Origin of the sequence: Vogesella facilis, assembly GCF_042648525.1 — a bacterium.
Classification (GTDB): Bacteria; Pseudomonadota; Gammaproteobacteria; order Burkholderiales; family Chromobacteriaceae; genus Vogesella; species Vogesella facilis.
In genome coordinates this window covers 263,117-285,609 of sequence record NZ_JBHRXN010000031.1, presented here as the reverse complement: position 1 = coordinate 285,609, position 22,493 = coordinate 263,117, and the positions used below count along the sequence as shown (strand labels likewise).

Below are 22,493 nucleotides of genomic sequence, written 5' to 3'. Positions count from 1 at the left end.
AAGGAGAGGCAGCATGCAACTGACCATTTCGCACGAAACCGTGTACCGCTACGACGACACCGTCCGTCACAGCACCCAGTACCTGCGGCTGACACCGCCGCCCAGCGGCCACCAGCGCATCATCAGCTGGCAGCTGGAGCTGCCGGTGGCGGCCAGCGAAAGCACCGACGCCTACGGCAACATCCTGCACGTGCTCACCCTGGACACGCCGCACAGCGAGATCCGCCTGCGCGCCCACGGCGTGGTGGAAACCTGCGACGACTGGACCGACGAGGCCGAGGCGCTGCCACCGCCGGTGTTCCTGCGCGCCAGCCGCCTCACCGAGGCCGACGACGCCATCCGCGCGCTGGCGGCCAGCCACGCCGCCGCCATTGCGGCCAACCCTGAGGAGGGTCTCGTCGCGCTGATGCAGGCGGTGGCCGACGCCATGCCCTACACCGGCGGGGTGACCGACGCCGACACCAGCGCCAGCGCGGCACTGGCGCTGGGCGCCGGCGTGTGCCAGGACCACAGCCACGTATTCATCGCCGCCTGCCGCAGCCTGGGGCTGCCGGCGCGCTACGTCAGCGGCTACCTGCTGAGCGAGCGCGACACCCACGTCGCCAGCCATGCCTGGGCCGAGGTGCACGCCGGCGGCCGCTGGCTGGGCTTCGACATCAGCAACCGCCGCCGCCCGGACCGCCACCACCTGAAACTGGCGGTGGGGTTGGACTACACCGACGCCAGCCCGGTGCGCGGCGTGCGCCGTGGCGGCGGCGGCGAGGCGCTGCAGGCGCATGCGCGGGTAACGGAGGCGGACCAGCAATGACTTACTGCGTCGGCATGGTGCTGGACGAGGGGCTGATCTTCGCCTCCGACTCGCGCACCAACGCGGGGGTGGACCACGTGGCCACCTTCCGCAAGATGAACGTGATCGCGGTGGCTGGCGAGCGGCAGATCGTGCTGCTCAACGCCGGCAACCTGGCCACCACCCAGAGCGTGGTGAGCCTGCTGAAAAGCCGGCTCAGCCACGATGCGGCCAACCTGTACACCGTGCAGAGCCTGTACCAGGCGGCGGAGCTGGTGGGGCAAACGGTGCGCGAGGTGATCGCCCGCGACGGCGACGGCCAGACCCAGTCGCAGGGCGTGGACTACGGCTGCAGCTTCCTGGTGGGCGGGCAGATCAGGGGCGAGGCGCCGCGGCTGTTCCAGGTCTACCCGCAGGGCAATTTCATCGAGGCCACGCCGGACACGCCCTATCTGCAGATCGGCGAGGCCAAGTACGGCAAGCCGATTCTCGACCGGGTGATCCGCCACGACACGCCGCTGGCGCAGGCGATCAAGTGCACGCTGATCTCCTTCGATTCCACCATCCGCTCCAACCTGTCGGTGGGGCTGCCCATCGATCTGTTGTGGCAGCAGCGCGACGACTTCGATTTCGCGCCGCGCCACCGCGTCACCGAGGACGACCCCTACTTCCTGGCGCTGCGCCAGGGCTGGGGCGAGGGCCTGCGCCAGGTGTTCGGCCAGCTGCCGGACGCGCTGTGGTTCAAGGACGGCGATGGCGGCTAGGCGCCGTCCGCCGGCAGCGGCCCCAGATAGCGGGCAATGTCGACGCTGTCGATCTGCGCCGGCTGCAGATAGCGCTCGGCGTACTGCAGGTAGACGCCGGAGGTGAGGAACAGGTCGAACAGCAGCGGGTCGATGTGGCGCCGCCGCTTGAAGCCGCTGAGGATGTCGATGGCCTCGGACAGCGTCTTGGCCGGCTTGTACGGCCGGTCGGAGGCGGTCAGCGCCTCGAAGATATCGGCAATGGCCATGATGCGCGCCGGCACCGACAGCTGCTGTTCGCCCAGCCCGCGCGGATAGCCGGTGCCGGCCAGGGTTTCGTGGTGGGTGCCGGCGTACTCCGGCACCCGCTGCAGGTATTTGGGCAGCGGCATCTGCTCCAGCATCACGATGGTCTGGATGATGTGCTCGTTGATCTTGAAGCGCTCCTCCTCGGTCAGCGTGCCGCGGCTGACGCTGAGGTTGTACAGCTCGCCCTGGTTGTACAGGTATTGCGGCACGCTGAGCTTGAAGCCGTAGCGCGCATCGAAGGCCTTGCTGGGCGGGCGTTCGAACAGGTGCTGCGACTTGTCGGCCAGCAGCGGCTCCGCGGCCGGCAGCGGCGACGGCGGCTGCGCGGCGCAGCGCAGCTGCTCTTCCGCCGACAGCCCGAGGCGGTCGTCGAAATGCCGCATCCAGGTTTGCGCGGCGATGCGCTGCAGCCGCGCCACCCGCTCCGGCGCCATGAACTCGCCGCCCTGGTTGCACTCGGCCACGAAGGCAAAGTCGTCCTGCAGCTCGGCCTCGCGCGCCGCCAGGCGGGCATCGGCGTCGGACGGCCGCTCGCCGTACAGGTAGATCGCCTGCCAGCGCTGCAGCCGCGCATCGCGCAGCAGCACCTCGAAGCGGGTGCGGATCTCGTGCAGGCGGTTGTAGATGGTTTCCAGCTTGGTGGCCTTGTCCACCACGTATTCCGGGGTGGTGACCTTGCCGCAGTCGTGCAGCCAGGCGCCGATGCGGAATTCGCGCCACTCGTCGTCGCTGTGGAAGTTGAATTCGGCCAGCGGCCCTTGCGTCTCCGCGCACGCCGCCTGCGCCAGCAGGATGGCCAGCTCCGGCACCCGCTCGCAGTGGCCGCCGGTGTACGGGCTCTTGGTGTCGATGGCACCGGCGATGATCTTGATCATCGCGTCCATCAGCTGCTTCTGCGCCTCCACCAGGTTCTGGTTTTCGATCGCCACCGCCGCCTGCGCCGCCAGCGCCTCCATGAACGGCAGCAGTTTGGGCTCGAACGGAATCAGCGCCCGGCTGTAGGTATCGCGCGCGTCGAACAGCAGCACCACGCCGATGATGTCGTGCTCGCTGAGCCGCATCGGCACCGCCAGCGTGGCATGCGGGTGGATGCCGACGCCGGCCAGCAGCTGCCGGGTGTTGGCCGCAAACTGCCGCGGGTCGGTGGCCAGGTCGTCGATGAACAGCGACTGCCCGCGGCCGACCACTTCGCCGGGCAGCGTGCGGCTGTCGGCCAGGCCGGTGTCGTGCAGCGCCAGCTCCACCGCCGGCAGCGGCGCCGAGTAGGTGTGCAGGGTGAACTGCAGGGTGTTGTGGCTGCTTCGGAGCAGCACGGCGGCGCCGTCGCAGTAGGTGATTTCGCAGGCGGCGTCCAGCGTGGTGCGCAGCAGCGCCACCCGCTGCTGCAGCTTGCCCTGCGCGATGCCGCTTTCCACCAGGCTGGCCAGTTTCAGGCGGGCGTCGGCCAGGCTGGCGATCATATTGCTGATGATCAGCGTGCTCATCACCAGCGCAAAGGCAATGCTGACGCTGACGGCATCGAACAGCAGGCCGGCAAAGTGGAACAGCGCCAGGCCGATGCCGGCCAGCAGCAGCGCCAGCAGCACGATCAGCGCAAACGCCCACTGCGGCCGCAGTTTGATCCGCCGCACCAGCGCGTGCTCCTCGCGCGGCAGGTGCCACAGCAGCAGGCTGCCCAGCAGCCAGCCCAGCGCGATTTCCACCCAGATGAACCACCACGGCCGCTGCAGGAAGTCGCCGTCATACAGCGCCTCCATCAGCTGCGCCTGGATCTCGGTGCCCGGCACCAGCTCCTGCAGCGCGGTGTAGCGCATGTCGTTGAGGCCGGAGCCGGTCAGCCCGACGATGACCAGCTTGCCGCGCAGCATCGCCGCATCCACCCGCCCCTGCAGCACGTCCACCGCCGACACGTAGCGCGCCATGCCGGCCGCCAGCCGCGCGTAGTGCAGGTAGATTTCGCCATTGCCCAGCGTGGGCACGGTGAGATCGGCCACCTGCAGCGCGGCCACGCCATGCGCGCCGCTGTGCACGCGGATGCGGGCGGCGCCGCTGCCCACGCGGAACATCTCCAGCGCCATCGACGGCACCAGCTGCTCGCCGACGCTGGCCAGCAGCGACAGCCGGCGCACGCCGCCGCTCTGCGCCTCCAGGCTCAGCAGCGCCTGCCCCTGCCCGGCCGCCTGCAGCTGCGGCAGGCTGGCCAGCACATGCGGATAGTGGCGCACGAAGGGCCGCGGGTCGGCGCCCTGCACCTGCAGCGGCACGCTGCGCAGGCCCTCGCTGGTGGTGTAGGCGCGGAAGTCGAAACCGGCGACGCCCAACACCGCCGGCGCCTGCCGCAATGCCTGCGCCAGCAGCACGTCGTTGCTGGGCAAGGCGCGCAGCGCACTGCCCAGCGCCTGGTACCCGGCCGGCAGCCGTGCGGCCAGCTGCGCCGGCGAGCTTTGGTCCGCTTCCGGCATGTAGATGTCCAGCCCCAGCGCCGCCGGCTGCCCGGCATTGATGCTGCGCACCAGTGCGGCCAGGCTGTCGCGCGGCCACGGCCACTGTCCCAGCTGTTTCAGGCTTTTTTCATCGATGGCGACGATGGTCACCGGCTGGCTGTGCCGCTGCCGCGGCAGCAGCGTCTGGTAGCTGTCGAACAGCCAGCCGCGCGCGCTCGCCAGCGGCGAACCGAGCACGGCGATCGCCTGCAGCAACGGCGCCGGCAGCCGCTGCTGCCAGCTGGCCGGCAACTCGGTGCCCAGCTGCAGCAGCAATACCGTGACCAGCAGCAAGGCGGCCACAGGTTGGCCGCGTGAGCCGAGCAACCAGCGCTGCAGCCAGCCCTGCGATTGTCTGATGCCAGCAAGCATGATCGACCCGCCCTGTCATGCGGTAGGAAAAGGAAGCTCGGCGGCGCGCAGGCCGCCGGCCCGGCTCAGCGCACCGACACCTCGACCCGGCGGTTGCGCGGCTCGTCCACGTCGTCGGCGGTGGGCAGCAGCAGCTCGCGCTCGCCGCGGCCGGTTACTTCCAGCGACTTCGGCTGCACCCCCAGCTGGGCGAGCAGCTCGGCGATCAGCTGCGCCCGCTGCAGCGACAGCGCCTCGTTGTCCTCCGCGCTGCCCACGCTGTCGGTGTGGCCGATCACCAGGATCTCCGGCACCGGCCGGCTGGCGACATCCTGCCGCAGTGCGGCCAACGTGCTCTGCGATTCCGCCGTCAGCTCGTTGCTGCCGCTGTTGAAGTACAGCAGGTAGCTGGCCGGGCGCCTGGGCTGCGCCTGCAGCAGCGCGCCGTAGCGCTCGGCCACGCTGGCGGCGCTTTCGCTGCCGGTCTGCACGCGGCCGTCCTGCTGCACCGCGGCGCTCTGGTAGGCGTGCGAGATTTCCTGCGCGCCCTGCGGCGTGCTGATCACCACCTTCCCCACGGCGCCGTCCGGGCCGGGCAGCAGCACCACCTTGTCTGGCGCCGGCTGATGCAGCAGGGCGGCCAGGCCGATGGCAATGACGACGATGGCTGCATCCATGGCTTAATCCCCCCGCTCTTCGGCTTCGATGATGAACTCGGTGCCGCGCACGCCCAGCGTCATGGTGGAAGTCTTGAACTGCACCGCTTCGGGCGAGTGCTTGACGATGGCGCCGGAAATGGCGGACAGCCGGCCCTTCTTGAGGGTGGTCTGCATGGCGCCGGTCTGGGTCTTGTTATCGAAGCTGAACTTGTCCAGCCGCAGCACCGACGCGGCCCCGGCGGAGAGGATGGTCTGGTCGCGCATCACGATGCCCACCGCGCTGGCGGCGCCGGTCTGCACCACGTCTGCCTCCAGCAGCTCAAAGCCGGGTACCGGCTGCAGCGTGGCGGCGCCACGCATCACCTGCACCTGGCCGCTCACCGTCTTGATGGTGCCGATGGCCACCGGCTCCGCCTGCGCCAGCTGCCCCAGCAGCAGGCACAGCCCGCACAGACCGTTGCGCACCCGCTGCGCTTGCTGTGGCTGTCTTGGTGTTGTCTGCCTCATCCTGCCCCCCTTGCCAAATGGCCCCGAACCCGCCTCCGCGGGCGGCAGCTGTGCCGCGCCCGTCGCCTCTCCTCAGTTTATGCGGCGATATTGATAAATCATCATTTAAATGTGCCCGCGGATATTCCATAGCAAAAACGGCCAACCGTTGCCGGTTGGCCGTTGCGATGGCAGACCCCGCCCGATGCGTAGCGAAGCGGTGTGCAGGTGAAACCGGGCAGCGGCAGCGCGCTGCCACTCTTGCGGCCAACCTTTGCGGCTCGGCCGCAAGAGCGGGCGATGACGGCAGGCTTACACCCGGCCAGTCGCCAGATCCACCTCGTGCAGCGCCACCACGCGGGTGCGGTGGCGCCACTTGTAGCCCAGCCACAGCGCCAGGAACAGCGGAATGCCGATATAGGTGGCAGACAGCCCCATCCAGTCGATGTGCTCGCCGCTGAAGGCGCCGTAGTTCTGCCCCAGCATCACCACCATGCAGATGCCGAACGCCAGCAGCGGCCCCAGCGGGAACCAGCGCGCGCGGTACGGCAGCGCGTGCAGCTCGCCGCCCTGGTGCAGGTAGGCGCGGCGGAAGCGCAGGTGGCACACCGCAATGCCCAGCCAGGCGATGAAGCCGGTCATGCCGGAGGCGTTGAGCAGCCACAGGTACACGCCCTTCTCGTCCACCAGCGAGGTGAGGAAGCACAGCGAGGCCACCACGGTGGTGGCGATCAGCGCGCGGCGCGGCACGCCGCCGGAGGACAGCTGGCCCAGCCAGCGCGGCGCCATGCCGTTCAGCGCCATGTTGTGCAGCATGCGGGTGGAGGCATACAGCCCGGAGTTGCCGGCCGACAGGATGGAGGTCAGGATCACCGTGTTCATCAGGCCGGCGGCCAGCGCGAAGCCGGCGCGCTGGAACACCAGCGTGAACGGGCTGGCGCCGACGTCTTCCATACCGGTCTTCAGCAGCGACGGATCGTTGTACGGCAGGATCAGGCCGATGATCAGGATCGCCAGCACGTAGAACATCAGGATGCGCCAGAACACCTGCTTCACCGCGCGCGGGATGGTGGTGGCCGGGTCGGCGGATTCGCCGGCGGCTACGCCGATCAGCTCGGTGCCCATGAAGGAGAAGCCCACCACCATGGCGGCGGAGATGAACGCCGACAGGCCGCCGACAAACGGCGCGTCGCCGGTTTCGAACACCGCCAGCCCCGGCTCGAACGCCGCCGGGCGGTCGCCGTGCATGATGCCGAAGATCATCAGCGTGCCGGTGACGATGAAGGCGATGATGGTGATGACCTTCAGCAGCGAGAACCAGTATTCCGACTCGCCGAAGCCCTTCACCGAGATGTAGTTGAACAGGAACACGATGCCGAGAAAGGCCGCGCTCCACACCAGGCCCGGCACGCCCGGGAACCAGTAGCCCATGATGATGGCCGCTGCGGCCAACTCTACCGCCACGGTTACTGCCCAGCTGAACCAGTAGTTCCAGCCCAGCGCAAAACCGAAGGCCGGGTCGACGAAGCGCGAGCCGTACACCTGGAACGAACCGGACACCGGCAGGTAGGCCGCCATTTCGCCCAGGCTGGTCATCAGGAAGTACACCATCAGCCCGATCAGGCCGTAGGCCAGCAGCGCGGTGCCGGGACCGGCGCTGGCGACGGTGGCGCCGGAGGCTAGGAACAGACCGGTGCCGATGGAACCGCCGATGGCGATCATCGACAGATGCCGTGCTTTCAGCTCCCGCCGCAGCCCGTTTTCACCGTAAGAGGTGTTCATTTATTGTTCTCCATGTGTGTGCTCTATCACCACCCTTTTGCAGGGTGCGTCACCTTGGCGATATCCGCCGCGAATGTCGATACGAAAAAGCGACAAGGAGTTACAGCCTGCCGGTTCCGGCGCGGTTTTCAGCCAACCAGCAAGTTCATTGGCATTTTTGGCCGGCAAATTATGCAATCGGCAGCGCGCGGCCATAAAAAAAGCCACCCCGGGTGGGGGTGGCGGAAACACAAGCTCCTTGGGAGAGTCGCGTGAGGTTTACTTCATGGTCGGCATGGCGAACTCGGCGCCGGCGCGGATGCCGGTCGGCCAGCGGGTAGTCACCGCCTTCATGCGGGTGTAGAAGCGCACGCCTTCCGGGCCATGCATGTGATGGTCGCCGAACAGCGAGGCTTTCCAGCCGCCAAAGCTGTGGAACGCCATCGGCACCGGCAGCGGCACGTTGACGCCCACCATGCCCACCTGGATACGGTGGGTGAACTCGCGGGCGGCGTCGCCGTCGCGGGTGAAGATGGCGGTGCCGTTGCCGAAGGCATGGGCGTTGATCATTTCCACCGCCGCGGCAAAGCTGTCCACGCGCACGATGCCCAGCACCGGGCCGAAGATTTCTTCCTGGTAGATGGTCATGTCGGTGGTGACGTTGTCGAACAGGCAGCCGCCAAGGAAGAAGCCGTCCTCGCAGCCCGGCACGCTCAGGCCGCGGCCGTCCACCACCAGGCTGGCGCCCTCTTCCACGCCGCGCGCCACGTAGCCGCTGACCTTGTCGAAGTGGGTGCGGGTCACCAGCGGCCCCATCTCGGACTTGGGATCATCGCCCGGGCCGACCTTCAGCGTCTTCAGGCGTTCGGCCAGCTTGGCCACCAGCTTGTCGGCCACGTCGCCCACCGCCACCGCAATCGAGATCGCCATGCAGCGCTCGCCGGCCGAGCCGTAGGCGGCGCCCATCAGCGCGTCCACGGTCTGCTCCAGGTCGGCGTCCGGCATCACCACCATGTGGTTCTTGGCGCCGCCCAGTGCCTGCACGCGCTTGCCGTGGCGGGCGCCGGTCTCGTAGATGTACTGCGCAATCGGGGTGGAGCCGACGAAGCTCACCGCCTGCACGTCCGGGTGGGTCAGCAGGCCGTCCACCGCCAGCTTGTCGCCCTGCAGCACGTTGAACACGCCGTCCGGCAGGCCGGCCTCCTGCAGCAGCTCGGCGATGAACAGCGCGGCGGACGGGTCGCGTTCCGACGGCTTGAGAATGAAGGTGTTGCCGCAGGCAATCGCCACCGGGAACATCCACATCGGCACCATGGCCGGGAAGTTGAACGGGGTGATGCCGGCCACCACGCCCAGCGACTGGCGCATGGTCCAGGCGTCGATGCCGCGGCCAACCTGCTCGGTGTACTCGCCCTTCAGCAGTTGCGGAATGCCGCAGGCGAACTCCACCACTTCCAGGCCGCGGGTCACTTCGCCCAGCGCATCGGCGTGCACCTTGCCGTGCTCGCTGCTGATCAGTGCCGCCAGCTCGTCCTGGCGCGCTTCCAGCAGCATCTTGAACTTGAACATGATGCGGGCGCGGCGCAGCGGCGCGGTATCGCTCCAGGCCGGAAAGGCGGCCTTGGCGGCGGCCACCACGGCGTTGACGTCGGCCTGCTCGGCCAGTACCACGTCGGCCTGGATCTTGCCGCTGGCCGGGTTGAAGACCGGGCTGCTGCGGGTGCCGCTGCCGGCGCTGTGCTGGCCGTTGATGTAGTGGGAAATGATGCGGTTCATGTGCGTCGTCCTCTGCTGGCGGGCAATGCTCTGCCCCGGCAGCCCGCGCGCGGGTCTGCCTGTGGTCGTGTTCTGGGGTCGTGGGGGTTCGGTTACGGCTTGGCGATGATCCACTCGTGTGCCGGGTCGTTCTTGAAGCACCATTCGCGCTTCGGCCCGGCCATCACGTTGAGGTAGTAGGACTCGTAGCCGTAGGGCACGGACACCGGGTGGTAGCCTTCCGGCACCATCACCACATCGTGGTCCTCCACCGCCATCGATTGGTCGATGCGGCGGTCGTCGGTGTACACGCGCTGGAAGGCAAAGCCCTGCGCCGGGTTCAGCCGGTGGTAGTAGGTTTCTTCCAGCACGCTTTCTTCCGGCAGCGCGTCGCGGTCGTGCTTGTGCGGCGGGTAGCTGGAAGAGTGGCCGGACGGGGTGCGCACTTCCACCACCAGCAGGCCGTCGGCAGCCTCGGTCTGCGGCAGGATGTCGGTGACGTAGCGGGTGTTGGCATCCTTGCCGCGCACGCTGCGCTGCATACTGTCCGGGGTGATCAGCCGCGCCGGGAAGCTGCCGGCCGACGGCGCCGAGCAGAACGCCACTTCGGCGGCGCTCTCGGCGGTCACTTCCACCGCCACGCCCGGCGGCGCGTACACCGCGTACGGCGCCATGTCGTCGAACACGCTTTGGCGCTCGCCCAGGTGCGTCCACTGCTGCTCGCCCACCTTGACGCTGGCCTTGCCGGCCAGAATCACCACACAGCACTCGCGGCCCGGCTGCTGCCACACTTCGCGTTCCTGTGCGGCCAACTTGACGGCGCGAAAACCGACATGGGTCCAGCCCGCCGACGCCGGGGTCACGTCCACCAGCGGCTTGCCGACCTGATCGGCCTTAACCAGCAAATTCATGCCTTCTCTCCTCAGGACAGGCCGGCAACCAGCCCGGACAGGGTGTTAAAGCCTTTTTGCGCGTATTCGTAGCTCGGGGCGATGGTCGGATCCTGCTCCGCTTCCACCACCAGCCAGCCCTGGTAGCCGTGCTGTGCCAGCCGCGCCAGGATCGGGCCGAACTGGATGTCGCCGTCGCCCGGCACGGTAAAGGCGCCGTTGAGCACCGACTGCAGGAAGCTCCAGTTGCCGTTGCGCGCGCGGCGGGTCACTTCGGCGCGCACGTCCTTGCAGTGCACGTGCACCACGCGGTCGATGTGCTTGTTCAGCTCGGTGAGCGGGTCGCCGCCGGCAAAGAACATGTGACCGGCATCGAACAGCAGGCCCACTTCCGGCCCGGTCAGCGCCATCAGCTTGTCCACGTCGGACGGATGCTCGACGTAGGCGCCCATGTGGTGGTGGTAGGCCAGCTTGATGCCGCACGACTGCAGATGACGGCCGAAGCCGTTGAGCTTGGCGGCGTACTGCTGCCAGGCTTCGTCGCTGGTAAAGGTTGGCCGCTTGTACAGCGGGGTATCGATCTGGCCCTGAATGGAGCCGGCCACCTCGCCGTACACCATCACCTGGCAGCCGCTCCCCACCAGCAGACGCAGATGGTTTTCCACACTGGCGATTTCCTCTTCCAGCGAACGCTCGGCCAGCTGGCCGGAATACCAGCCGGACACGCACTCCACCCCGTACGGCGCCAGCACCGCCTTCAGCGCCGCGGCTTCCCGCGGAAACTTGTTGCCCAGCTCGAAGCCCTGATAACCGATCTCGCTGCCTTCGCGCAGGATGGTGTCCAGCGTGGTTTCACCGCCCAGCGACGGCAGGTCATCGTTGCACCAGGAAATCGGGTTGATGCCGATCTTTACCTTGAAAGTGGAAGTCATAGTGTTGTCCGTCTCTTGTTTATGCTGTGAAGAAGCAGGGCTGCGGCGCGGGCGCTTACAGGCTCTGACGACGCTGCGCCTGCCAGATGTCGATCAGGGTTTCAAAGTTGTGACGGGCGGCGGCGATCAGGCCGGCATCGTCGATCTCGCCAGCCAGCCAGCGCTGCGACGGTTCCTGGAACAGCGTGCGGCCAACCATGAAGCCACGGCAGCTGCGGCTGTTGCGTGCCTGCTCGAAGCCCTTGCGCAGCTCGCTTACCGGCGCGTTCAGCCCCAGCAGCACCACGCCGCGGCAGTACGGATCACGCTGTTCCAGCAGCTGGTCGACCTGCTCCCATTGCTCGGCGCTCATCGATTCCAGCTTCCACCATTCCGGGTAGATGCCCAGGTTGTAGAAGCGCTTCAGCGCGCGCAGCACGGTGTCAGGCTGTTGCGGCAGCTTCTTGGACGGAATCACCTCCAGCAGCAGCTCGTGGCCGCTCATGCGCGCCATTTCGTACACCGCGCGCACCTGTGCTTCCTGCTCCAGGCGGTTGCCGACTTCGTCGTCCGGGTGGTATTGCACCAGGCACTTGATGATGTGTTCCTGCGGCCAGATTTCCAGGCGGGCGGCCAGCGCGCGGCCGTGGTCGAACTCCAGCGGGTTGGAACCCGGCAGCTCGATCGGGCGGCCGATCCACCAGCCGCGGCCGGTGGCGGCATACATCGCGTCCTCGCCGTAGCGATCGTCCACCAGGATGCCGACACGGCCCTGCAGGCCATTGGCTTGTTCGGTCTGCGCCACCGCCTGTACCAGCAGTTCCTTCAGGTGGGTGATGCGGCTTTCTGCCACGCCGTTCTTGCGTGCCAGCTCAAAGAACTGGTTGCGATGGTCGAAGGCGAACACGCACAGATTGTCCCAGTGCGGGCGCTTGACGCTGACGCGATGCAGGCGGGTGAGCGTGGCATCCTCGCCCGGACGCAGCGGCGTTACCGCCAGGCCGAGGAAGTAGTCCAGCTCGGCCTGGGTCGGCATCGCCACCGAGCAGCCGTGGCGCGATACCACCAGCGCACCGCAGGCATTCGCGGTGCGGCAGGCGTCGGCGTAGTCGCCGCCGCGCAGCCATACCGACAGGAAGCCGGACAGGAAGGCATCGCCGGCGCCCAGCACGTTCATTACTTCTACCTGCGCGCCCTGCACGGTGAAGGCGTCGTCGATGTCGGCCGGTACCGCGCCGTCGATCACCGCGCAGCCCAGCGGACCGCGCTTGACCACCAGCACCGCCTGCGGCGCCAGCTGGCGCACTACCTGCAGGCAGTCCAGCAGCGCCGGCTTGCCGCCGGCAATCTGGAATTCTTCTTCGGTACCCACGATCAGGTCGAACAGCGGCAGCACCGACTGCAGATGGCTGCTGACGGCATCGTCGGCAATGAAACGCTGCTCGCCGTCGCCACGGCCGGTCAGGCCCCACAGTACCGGGCGGTAGTCGATGTCCAGCACGGTGCGCACATTGTGCTGGCGGGCAAAACCCAGCGCCTTGCGGCTGGCGGCGTTGACCTTGGCGGTGGACAGGTGGGTGCCGGTGATCAGCAGGCTCTTGCTGCTGGCGATGAAGGCTTCGTCGATGTCGTCCTCGCACAGCGCCATGTCGGCACAGTTCTCGCGGTAGAACAGCAGCGGAAAGGTGTCGCGGTCCTTGATGCCCAGCAGCACCATGCCGGTCAGGCGCTCGGCATCGGTCTGTACCTGGCTGACATCGCACCCTTCCTTCTGCAGCGCATCCAGCAGGAAGCGCCCCATCTGCTCGTCGCCGACGCGGGACAGCATCGCCGACTTCAGCCCCAGACGCGCGGTGCCGAAGGCGATGTTGGCGGAGGAACCGCCGAGGTACTTGGCAAAGCTGCTCGCATCTTCCAGACGTGCCCCCAGCTGGCGGGCGTACAGATCCACCGCCAGGCGGCCCAGGCAGATCACGTCGAAGCTACGGTCGGGAGCAAAGGTTGTCTGGTTTTGCATGATGTCCATTCCGTTGGTTGCAGATGGCCAGAACGCTTGCCGCGCCGTGTTGCGCGGCGGTGGGAGCAACTGGCTACCGTGTTGAAACAAGATTACTGCTGCCGGAACAGTAATGCAAATTTTTTTTCGTATTTATTTTCTACTGGAAATTTATTTCTGGAATTTTTTTTTCGATGTGCCGTGTTTCGTTTTAAGATGTAAGCGTCAACCTACAAGGCGAAAACAACAATGAGCAATGAAATGACCGCCGACCAGCTGATGCAGCGTATTTCCGAGGAATACGAAGGGCTGAGCAAGCAACTAAAGATCATCGCCAAATACATAGAAGAGCACCGCCAGACGCTGGTGCTGGAACGCATCACCGACATCGCCCAGGCGTGCGAGGTACAGCCGTCGGCCATCGTGCGCTTTGCGCAGCGCTTCGGCTTTTCCGGCTTTTCCGACATGCAGGCGCTGTTCCGCGAGGCCTTCGTGCCGACGCAGGCCAACGTCAACAGCTACCAGAAGCGCATCCGCAACGTGATCGCCAGCCACAATGCGCCGCTGAGCAACACCGAGCTGACGCAGAACTTCCTCTCCGCCTGTCAGCAGGGGCTGGACGAGCTGTCGCAAGCGCTGGAGCCGGCCGCCATCGATGCGGCGGTGGAGCTGTTGCACAGGGCCGACAACATCTACGTGGTGGGCGTGCGCCGCATGTTCCCGATCGCCTCCTATATCTGCTACGCGCTGCAGCACACACAGAAGCGCGTACACCTGATCTCCGGCCTCGGCGGCATGTACCACGACCAGGTGCGCAGCATCCGCGAGGGCGACCTGATGATCGCCATCAGCTTCCAGCCCTACGGCCGCGAAACCCGCTACTGCGCGCGCGTGGCGGCGCAGAACAAGGCCGACCTGCTGGTGATTACCGACAGCAAGATGAGCCCGCTGGCGCGCAACGCGCACACCATCCTCACCGTCAAGGAAGGCACCGCCTTTGCCTTCCGCTCGATGAGCAGCACCATCAGCCTGTGCCAGGCGCTGTTCATTGCCCTGTCTTACCGCATGGAGCTGGTGATTGAAGAGACGCGGGACGCGGGGGCTTACGACGACTGAGCAGCAAGGCGGACAGCACCAGCGCCGCGCCCAGCCATTGCTGCGGCGCGAAGCCGGTGCCGAACCACCAGGCGGCCAACAGCGCGGTCCACACCGGCTCCAGCAGCAGAATGAACGCCGAGCGCGCCACCGGCATCCGCCCCTGCCCCCAGCCCTGCAGCACAAAGCGTAGACAGGTGGCCAGCAACACGCTGGCCGCCAGCCAGCCCCAGCTGTGCCGCAGCGATACCTGCTGCCACGATTCCAGCAGCCCACTGCCCGCCAGACACCACAGCGCCGCCACCAGCTGCTGCAGCGCGGTGGCCGGCAGCACCGGCAAGCGTGCCATGTCGCGACTGTTCACCACCAGATAGCTCGCCAGCCCCAGCGCCGAGGCCAGCAGCAGCCAGTCGGCGTGATGCACCGAGCCGTCGCCGCGCAGCGACATGCTGGCCATGCCCAGCCCGGCCAGCGCCATCGCCCCCCACGCCGCGCGCGACAGCGGTGCCGCCAACAGCAGGCGGGCGACGAACGGCGCCAGCACCACCCCCATGCTGCTGATGAACGCCGCCACCCCCAGATTGCTGCTCAGATTCAGCCCGCAGATCCAGAACATCATCGCGATGCCCAGCACGCTGCCGCCGCGCGCGCAGCAGCGCAGGCCGTCCGCCGGCAGCACCGCGCCCTGCCAGCGCGCCAGTGCCAGCAGCAGGCTGCCGCTGAGCGCAAAGCGCAAGCCCATGAACAGCAGCGGCGGCATCGCCAGCAGCACCTGCTTGGAAAACAGCCAGCCGGCCGCCGCCAGCAAGGTCACCAGCAACAACACCGCGTCGGCCGCCAGCGCGGCCCGCGGTGGGCGAAAATCCAGCATCAACATCCCCACGAGAAACGACTGCAGCCCGGCGAACCGGGCTGCGCACAAAAAGGTTGGCCGCATCTGCGGCCAACCTGGTATCGGACTGCTTAGCTGCGACGGTTGCGCTGGCGATACTGGTCGGCCACCACCGCCACCACGATGATCACCCCCTTCACGATCTCCTGGTAGTAGGCATCGATACGCAGGAAGGTGAAGCCGGAGGTTACCACCCCGAGGATCAGCACGCCGATCACGGTGCCGGTGATCTTGCCGAGGCCGCCATTGAGCGAGGTGCCGCCGATCACCGCCGCGGCGATCGCGTCCAGCTCGTACATCATGCCCATGCCGGCCTGACCGGACACGGCGCGGGCGGAAGTCACCACCCCGGCCAGGCCAGACAGCAGACCGGCTACCGCGTACACCACCACCAGGTGCTTGTTGACGTTGATGCCGGACACGCGGGCGGCGGAGCGGTTGGCGCCGATGGCGTAGGTGTATTTACCGTAGCGGGTGTAGCTCAGCACGATGTGGAACAGTGCCGCCACGCCCAGGAAGATCAGCACCGGGGTGATGCCGCTACCGATTTCGGCGTAGCTGTCGGACAGCATGCTGATCGGTTCGCCTTCGGTGTACCACTTGGCCACGCCGCGGGCGGTCACCATCACCCCCAGGGTGGCGATGAACGGCGGGATGGCGGTCTTGGCGATCACGAAGCCATTGAGCAGGCCACATGCCAGCCCCACCAGCAGGCCGCACACCAAGGGCACCACCATCGGCAGGTCGGTCAGCGACGGGAACACCGCGCGGCCGAACTCGGAGGTCTGCGCCAGGCTGGCCGACACCATGGCGGTGAGTGCCACCACCGAGCCGGAGGACAGGTCGATACCGCCCATGATGATGATCTGGGTGACGCCGACGGCGATGATGCCGATCACCGACACCTGCAGGATCATCACCAGCAGCCGTTCCTTGTTGGCAAGGAAGCTCTGCCCGACCAGGAACCAGCCCAGGATTTCGAAGATTGCCGCCACCCCGAGCAGCACCGCAAAGATGCGCGCCTCGGCCGGCAGCCGGAATTTAGCCAACGACAGGCCGCCCGGCTTGCCAATCTGTCCAGTGTTGCTGATTGCCATGATTTCGTCCTCCTGTGTGTTCTCTGACGCCCGTTATGAGTCAGGTTCGGGCGCTTGTCTCTGTATTGCCCGACGGTCAGTGTGCCGCCAGTTGCATGATGCTGACCTGGTCCGCCTCGCTGCGGTCCAAGATGCCGGTCACCCGGCCTTCGTGCATCACCATGACGCGGTCGCTCATGCCCAGCACTTCCGGCAATTCCGACGAGATCATGATGACGGCCACGCCCTGCCCGGCCAGTTTGGAGATCAGGCGGTGGATTTCCGCCTTGGCGCCCACGTCGATGCCGCGGGTCGGCTCGTCTAGGATCAGGATGCGCGGGTTGGTCAGCAGCCAGCGGCCGATCAGCACTTTCTGCTGGTTGCCGCCGGACAGGTTCTCCACCCGCTCGTACAGCCCCGGCGCCTTCACCCGCAGCGTGGCGGACATCTCTTCGCACAGCGCGGTAATGCCCTGCTGGCGCACAAAGCCGGCAGTCATGTGTTCGTCGTTCAGCACCGCGATCTGCATGTTTTCCAGGATGCTGAGGTTGAGGAAACAGCCGGTGTCCTTGCGGTCTTCGGTGAGGAAGGCCATGCCGTGGTCCATCGCCACCTGGGGCGAACTCACCCGGATGTCGCGGCCAAAGATATTGATGCTGCCGCTGCTGGCGGGGGTGACGCCGAACAGGGTCTCGGCCACATTGCTGCGACCGGAGCCGATCAGGCCGGCCACGCCGAGAATCTCGCCGCGGCGCAGTTCGAAGCTCACGTCGTGGAACACGCCGTCCAGCGTCAGCTTGTTCACCGCCAGCACCACGTCGCCGATTTCCGCCGCTTCCTTGGGGAACATGTCGGTGACTTCGCGGCCAACCATCATGCGGATGATCTCGTCGCGGTCCAGGCGTTCGGTCTGCATGCAGCCGATGTAGCGGCCATCGCGGAACACCGTCACTTCGTCGGCGATTTCCGACAGCTCGTTCATCTTGTGGGTGATGTAGATGATGCCCTTGCCCTGTTCGCGCAGCGATTTGATGATGCGGAACAGATGGGCCACTTCATGCTCGGTCAGCGCCGAGGTCGGCTCGTCCATGATCAGCACTTCGGAGTCGTAGGACACCGCCTTGGCGATTTCCACCATCTGGCGGGCGGAGATGCTCAGGTCGCGAATCAGGCTGTCGGCCTCGACATCGATGGACAAGCGCTGCAGCAGCTCCTGGGTCATGCGGTTCATGCGGCCGTGGTCGATCAGGCCCAGGCGGTTCAGCGGTTCGCGGCGGATCCAGATATTCTCGGCCACCGTCATGTACGGCATCAGGTTCAGTTCCTGATGGATCATGGCGATGCCTTTTTCCAGCGCATCCAGCGGCGAGGTCAGCGCCACATCCTGGCCATTGAGGCGGAACACGCCCTTGTCCGGCGGCTGCACGCCGGCCAGGATCTTCATCAGCGTGGACTTGCCGGCGCCGTTTTCACCCATCAGCGCGTGCACGGTACCGCGGCGCAGACAGAACGAAGCATCGTCCAGTGCCACAACCCCCGGGAATTCCTTACGCACGCCCTTCACTTCGATCAGTGGTACAGGCTGCGGTCTACCCTGGGCGGCGGCCTCAGCCTGGACCGCGGCAAGCTTTTCGGGAGCTAAGCTCAGCATGGCTTGTATTCCTTTTGCTTGCCGGACACGGGGTGGGCCGCGTCCGGCAGGACAGTCGGTGACGCTTAGTTGCGTGCTTCGTAGTTCTTCAGGTTCGCCGGGGTAACCAGCTCGAACGGGATATTGTTCATCGCCGGTACTTTCTCGCCACGCGCCAGTTTCAGCGCTGTGTCGATGGCGCCGCGACCCTGGCCGGCGGCATTCTGGAACACGGTCACTTTCAGCTCGCCGGCCTTCATCGCGGTCAGCGCATCGCGGGTGGCATCCACGCCGGCCACAATGGTGCCGTTCAGGCGCTTGGCGGCTTTCAGCGCCTGGATCGCGCCCAGCGCCATTTCGTCGTTGTTGGATACCACGGCGTCAAATTTCACGCCGGCGCTCAGCCAGTTCATCATCAGGTCGCGGCCTTCGGTGCGCGACCACTTGGCGGTCTGCTTCTCCACGATCTTGATGCCCTTGCATGCCGGGGTGGCGATCACGTCTTCCACGTCCTTGGTGCGCTGGCGCGCGGCCTGGTTGGACAGGTCGCCCATCATCACCACGATGTTGCCCTTGCCGTTCATCAGGCGGCACACCTCTTTCATCTGCTGGGTGCCGGAATCAATCTCGTTGGAACCGACGAACGCCACCTTGGCCGGCAGTACGCGGTCGGCCGGCAGGCGGTTCACATACACCAGCGGAATGCCCGCCGCCGACACCATCTTGGTGATCTTCGGCGTCACTTCGGTATCCACCACGTTCACCACGATGGCGTCCACTTTCTGGGCAATGAAGTTCTGTACCTGGGAGATCTGACGACCGATGTCGTTCTGCGCATCCTCGAACTGCACGCTGACGTCCTTCTGCGTGCCGGCGTGGGACTTCATGCCATTGCGCAGTACGGTCAGGAAGTTGTCGTCGAAGGCCGACATGGTTACGCCGATCTTGGCGGCGGAGGCCGGCATGGCGGCGGCGGCCAGGGACATGAACACAAGGGAACCAGCAAACTTGGTGATGCGTTTCATCGGTGTCTCTCCTTATTTGATTTGGTCGGGCTCGCCGTCTCCACCGCCAGCGCGGTAGCGGGGCCAGGCCCGCGACAAGTCCGTGTCACTAAGATAAGAGTTCGCGCCGACAATTGCAAATAAAATTTCACTAATTTTTTTAAGTAGAAATTTATTTCCATGAACGCACGTTTGAAGGTTGGCCGCAGCCGGTAAAACCGCCGGCAGAGGCAGTGAATACAGCCAGTTAGCGCACTGGCATCGATACCGCTCAGCACCGCACAACCGCCGCCTCCGGTGCCGCCCGGTGCAGAAATGCAACGCCGCCAGCCGGCCGCCATCGCCCGGCGCCGCGCCGCGCGCAAGCAAAACGGGCTGCCGGTTTCCCGACAGCCCGTTGCGGCCAAGCTGCGCTGCGCGTTACCAGCGCTGGCGACGCTGCGCCTCGTCGGCGCGGGCGCGCGCCTCGCGCACCTCCAGCCGTTCCGACACCTCGGGAATGCCCACCTGCCACCAGCTGCCGCCTTCCGGCGTGCACTGCGGGCCATCCACCTGCATGCTGATCAGGTAGCTCTTCTTCGACGCGCGCGCACGCTGCATCGCCTCGGCAAACTCGGCCACGCTGCGCACCGTTTCCGCCTCCGCCCCCAGCGAGCGAGCGTTGAGTTCGAAGTCGATGGCCGGCGCGCCGTCCGGCCCGGTCAGGCAGTGCTCGTACATATTGTTGAACTGCGCGCCGCCGCAGGCCTGCTGCAGCCGGTTGATGCAGGCATAGCCGGCGTTGTCCAGCAGCACCACGATGATCTTCTGCCCCAGCATCACCGAGGTGGCCAGCTCGTTGTTCAGCATCATGTAGCTGCCGTCGCCCACCATCACGATCACCTCGCGCTCGGGCTGCGCCATCTTGGCGCCCAGGCCGCCGGCCACTTCGTAGCCCATGCAGGAGTAGCCGTACTCCATGTGGTAGCCGCCGGGGCGGCTGGTGCGCCACAGCTTGTGCAGCTCGGCCGGCAGCGTGCCGGCGGCGCACAGCACGATATCGTTGGCCGCAGAATCGGCCGCCGACGCCTGCACCGCGCCGATGGCCTCGGCATAGGTCGGCAGCGCCGCGCGCGAGCTGACCACGATCTCCGCCAGCTGGCGGCGCCAGCCGTCGCACAGCTTGCGTGACTGCGCCTCCCAGCCGGCATCGGCACGCCAGTCGCCCAGCGCGGCGGACAGCGCGTCCAGCCCGGCGGCGGCATCGGCCTGCATGCTGCTGCCACCCCACTTGATGGCATCGAAGGTGTTGACGTTGATCGACAGCAGCTTGGCCTGCGCATACAGCGCGTGCGAGCCGGTGGTGAAATCCTGCAGCCGGGTGCCCACCGCCAGCACCGCGTCGGCGTCCTGCGCCAGCGCGTTGGCCGCCGGCGTACCGGTGACGCCTACCGAGCCGGCCAGCAGCGGGTTGTCCCACGCCAGCGCGCCCTTGCCGCCCTGGCTCTCGCCCACCGGAATGCCGTGCTTGGCGACGAAGCGGTTCAGCGCCTCCACCCCGCCCTGGCTGTACAGCACACCGCCGCCGGAAACGATCATCGGCTTCTTGGCGGCTTTCAGCTGTGCCGCCAGGGTGGCCACCTCGATCTGCTCGGCCGGCGGCTGGCGGAAGCGCACGGTGCGCTCGTCGAAGAAGCTTTCCGGCCAGTCGAAGGCTACCGCCTGCACGTCCTGCGGCAGCGCCAGCGTCACCGGGCCGCACAGCGCCGGGTCGGTCAGGTAGGTGATGGCGCGCGGCAGCGCGGTCAGCAGCTGTTCCGGCACCACGATGCGGTCGAAATAGCGCGACACCGGGCGCAGGCAGTCCACCGCCGACACGCCGCCATCGTGGAAGTCTTCCACCTGCTGCAGCACCGGGTCCGGCGCGCGGGTAATGAAGATGTCGCCCGGCAGCAGCAGCAGCGGTAGGCGGTTGACGTGGGCGGTGGCGGCGGCGGTCACCAGGTTGGTGCAGCCGGGGCCGATCGAGGTGCTCACCGCCATCATGCGGCGGCGGAAGTGCGCCTTGGCGTAGGCGGTAGCGGCCAGCGCCATGCCCTGCTCGTTGTGCGCACGGAAGGTGGGCAGCTTGTCGCGCATCGCGTACAGCGCCTCGCCGAGGCCGGCCACGTTACCGTGGCCGAAGATCGCCCATACCCCGCCAAAAAGCTGCTCGCGCGTACCGTCCGCGGCCTGCACATACTGCGCGGCCAGATAGCGCACCAGCGCCTGGGCCACCGTCAAGCGTACTGTCTTCACCGTTTGTCTCCTTGTCCATGCGGCCTGCCGTGGGCCGTTACTCCGCCGTCAGCGGGCGGCTACCTGCTCACGATATAGGAACGGCGTCTTTTTGCAAATTATTTTCTTAATTTTAAATTGATAGAAATTAATTTCGCAACGCTCGCCACGCCGCTGCCACCGCCCGCCTCAGCCCAGGTACGGCTGCGGCCCCATATTTTCGGCAAAATACAGCCGGAACTCGCCGCCGTGGCCGGCCGCCGTCTGCGCCGGCGCCATCTCCAGCGCCGCCAGCACGTGCTGCAGCGCGCGGATCGCCTGGGTGTCCGGGTCCTGGTCGATCACCACGTCCAGCAGCCCCTGCTGCAGATACTGGCGGTGATCGTCCGACAGCTCGTGCGTCACCCAGCACACCTTGTCCAGCGCGTAGCGCCGCAGCGCCGCCTCGATGCCGGGCGAACCGGCCCCGGTATTGTAGATGCCGGCGATCACCTCGCCGCGCTGGAAGGCGTGGCTCACCGCGCGGTAGCACTTGTCGGCGTCGTCGTGCGTTTCGCTGACCTCCACATCGCACAGCAGCTGCGGAAACTGCTGCTGCAACACCTCGCGGCAGCCGCTGCTGCGCTCGATATGGCCAAGGTAGTCGCGGCGGCTGGACAGCAGCAGCACGCGGCCAACCTTGCGGCACAGCCGCCCCAGCAGGTAGCCGGCGCTGCGGCCGGCGGCGTGGTTGTCGATGCCGACATAGCCTGCGCCAGCCACCTCGCCCACCCGCGTCACCACCATGGCGATGTGCTCGCCGCGCGCGCGCGCCTGCTGCAGCGCGGCGCGCACCGCCGGCGTGTCCGGCGCCGCCACGATCAGCGCCTGGCGCGGATAGCGGCGCGGGCCGATGGCGCGCAGCAGCGCCGCCTCGTCCTGGTCCGGCGTCCACACCCGGTGCACCACCAGCCGCTTGTCCAGCATCGCCACCCCGCGCTGCAGCGCCAGGCCCAGACGCTGGAAGAACGGCGTGCGGTTGTCCGGCAGCACGATGTCGATATGGATCAGCCCGTGCCGCGTCTCCGGCAGCAGCCGCGGCACCGCCAGCTGGCGCGCCGCCTCCACCACCTGTGCCCGCGCCCTGGCCGACACGCTGCCACGCTCGTTCAGCACCCGGTCGACGGTGGCGACGCTGACGCCGGCCAGCGCGGCGATCTCGACGAAGCGCGCGGTTTTCTTGCGGCGGGTAGGACTGTCCATCTGTGGCTCCGTAACGGTGAAAGCTGGCCCGCAGCAGTGCGGCAGCGCCGGCAGCATCCCGCCGCGCTGAGCGGCAGCCTAACCCCATTTTGACGATTTATCGTCAAAATGGAAGCTGATCTTCTCTCGTCAACGCCCTAGATTGAGCGCACACCAGCAGCCGACAC

17 protein-coding genes are annotated in these 22,493 nt (G+C 66.8%); 3 read left to right on the top strand and 14 right to left on the bottom strand.

What is annotated here, in order from left to right:
* Positions 1-13: 13 nt before the first annotated feature.
* Both ACFOLG_RS12565 and ACFOLG_RS12560 read left to right on the top strand, forming a co-directional pair.
* The gene (locus tag ACFOLG_RS12565) at positions 14-808 is read left to right on the top strand and encodes a transglutaminase family protein (RefSeq protein WP_386092307.1); all 795 of its coding nucleotides are present in this window, start codon (positions 14-16) and stop codon (positions 806-808) included.
* Positions 805-1,551: a peptidase gene (locus tag ACFOLG_RS12560; RefSeq protein WP_386092306.1), complete on the top strand. Its 747-nt coding sequence runs from the start codon at positions 805-807 to the stop codon at positions 1,549-1,551. Before ACFOLG_RS12565 ends, ACFOLG_RS12560 begins: the two co-directional genes overlap by 4 nt.
* On the opposite strand, the gene ACFOLG_RS12555 is transcribed toward ACFOLG_RS12560, so the two are convergent.
* The 8 genes from ACFOLG_RS12555 to ACFOLG_RS12520 all read right to left on the bottom strand — a co-directional run bounded on the left by ACFOLG_RS12555 (position 1,548) and on the right by ACFOLG_RS12520 (position 13,152).
* The gene (locus ACFOLG_RS12555; RefSeq protein WP_386092304.1) at positions 1,548-4,694 is read right to left on the bottom strand and encodes a CHASE2 domain-containing protein; all 3,147 of its coding nucleotides are present in this window, start codon (positions 4,692-4,694) and stop codon (positions 1,548-1,550) included. The two genes, ACFOLG_RS12560 and ACFOLG_RS12555, sit on opposite strands and share 4 nt — an antisense overlap.
* 65 nt (positions 4,695-4,759) lie before the next feature.
* Positions 4,760-5,350 carry an OmpA family protein gene (locus ACFOLG_RS12550; protein ID WP_386092302.1) on the bottom strand — a complete coding sequence of 197 codons (591 nt, stop codon included), beginning with the start codon at positions 5,348-5,350 and terminating at the stop codon, positions 4,760-4,762.
* A 3-nt stretch (positions 5,351-5,353) separates the two neighbouring features.
* Positions 5,354-5,839 carry a FecR family protein gene (locus ACFOLG_RS12545; protein WP_386092301.1) on the bottom strand — a complete coding sequence of 162 codons (486 nt, stop codon included), beginning with the start codon at positions 5,837-5,839 and terminating at the stop codon, positions 5,354-5,356.
* Positions 5,840-6,130: 291 nt separating this feature from the next.
* Positions 6,131-7,600 (bottom strand): amino acid permease, encoded by a 1,470-nt coding sequence (locus tag ACFOLG_RS12540; RefSeq protein WP_386092299.1) that lies wholly within the window; start codon positions 7,598-7,600, stop codon positions 6,131-6,133.
* A 258-nt stretch (positions 7,601-7,858) separates the two neighbouring features.
* Positions 7,859-9,355, bottom strand: a complete 1,497-nt coding sequence (locus tag ACFOLG_RS12535) for a CoA-acylating methylmalonate-semialdehyde dehydrogenase (protein ID WP_386092297.1) — start codon at positions 9,353-9,355, stop codon at positions 7,859-7,861.
* Between the two features lie 92 nt (positions 9,356-9,447).
* Positions 9,448-10,245, bottom strand: a complete 798-nt coding sequence (gene iolB / locus ACFOLG_RS12530) for a 5-deoxy-glucuronate isomerase (protein ID WP_386092295.1) — start codon at positions 10,243-10,245, stop codon at positions 9,448-9,450.
* 11 nt (positions 10,246-10,256) lie between these two features.
* Positions 10,257-11,156 carry a myo-inosose-2 dehydratase gene (iolE, locus tag ACFOLG_RS12525; RefSeq protein WP_386092292.1) on the bottom strand — a complete coding sequence of 300 codons (900 nt, stop codon included), beginning with the start codon at positions 11,154-11,156 and terminating at the stop codon, positions 10,257-10,259.
* A gap of 55 nt (positions 11,157-11,211) precedes the next feature.
* A complete protein-coding gene (locus ACFOLG_RS12520; protein WP_386092290.1) occupies positions 11,212-13,152 on the bottom strand; it encodes a bifunctional 5-dehydro-2-deoxygluconokinase/5-dehydro-2-deoxyphosphogluconate aldolase in 1,941 nt (646 codons plus the stop codon).
* Between the two features lie 228 nt (positions 13,153-13,380).
* Here ACFOLG_RS12520 and ACFOLG_RS12515 point away from each other — a divergent pair, with 228 nt between their 5' ends.
* Positions 13,381-14,247 (top strand): MurR/RpiR family transcriptional regulator, encoded by an 867-nt coding sequence (locus tag ACFOLG_RS12515; protein ID WP_386092287.1) that lies wholly within the window; start codon positions 13,381-13,383, stop codon positions 14,245-14,247.
* Here the strand turns inward: ACFOLG_RS12515 and ACFOLG_RS12510 are convergent.
* From ACFOLG_RS12510 to ACFOLG_RS12485, 6 genes are all read right to left on the bottom strand, one after another.
* On the bottom strand, positions 14,177-15,097 hold the full coding sequence (locus ACFOLG_RS12510; RefSeq protein WP_386092285.1) for a DMT family transporter: 921 nt from the start codon (positions 15,095-15,097) through the stop codon (positions 14,177-14,179). The genes ACFOLG_RS12515 and ACFOLG_RS12510 overlap by 71 nt on opposite strands.
* 92 nt (positions 15,098-15,189) lie before the next feature.
* Positions 15,190-16,215, bottom strand: a complete 1,026-nt coding sequence (locus ACFOLG_RS12505) for an ABC transporter permease (protein WP_386092282.1) — start codon at positions 16,213-16,215, stop codon at positions 15,190-15,192.
* Between the two features lie 76 nt (positions 16,216-16,291).
* Positions 16,292-17,749, bottom strand: coding sequence for a sugar ABC transporter ATP-binding protein (locus ACFOLG_RS12500; protein WP_386092280.1), 1,458 nt, complete (start codon positions 17,747-17,749; stop codon positions 16,292-16,294).
* A gap of 161 nt (positions 17,750-17,910) precedes the next feature.
* A complete protein-coding gene (locus ACFOLG_RS12495; RefSeq protein ID WP_386092276.1) occupies positions 17,911-18,849 on the bottom strand; it encodes a sugar ABC transporter substrate-binding protein in 939 nt (312 codons plus the stop codon).
* 399 nt (positions 18,850-19,248) lie between these two features.
* Positions 19,249-21,105 carry a 3D-(3,5/4)-trihydroxycyclohexane-1,2-dione acylhydrolase (decyclizing) gene (gene iolD / locus ACFOLG_RS12490; RefSeq protein ID WP_386092274.1) on the bottom strand — a complete coding sequence of 619 codons (1,857 nt, stop codon included), beginning with the start codon at positions 21,103-21,105 and terminating at the stop codon, positions 19,249-19,251.
* Positions 21,106-21,273: 168 nt separating this feature from the next.
* Positions 21,274-22,326, bottom strand: a complete 1,053-nt coding sequence (locus tag ACFOLG_RS12485) for a LacI family DNA-binding transcriptional regulator (RefSeq protein ID WP_386092271.1) — start codon at positions 22,324-22,326, stop codon at positions 21,274-21,276.
* Between the last annotated feature and the right edge of the window lie 167 nt (positions 22,327-22,493).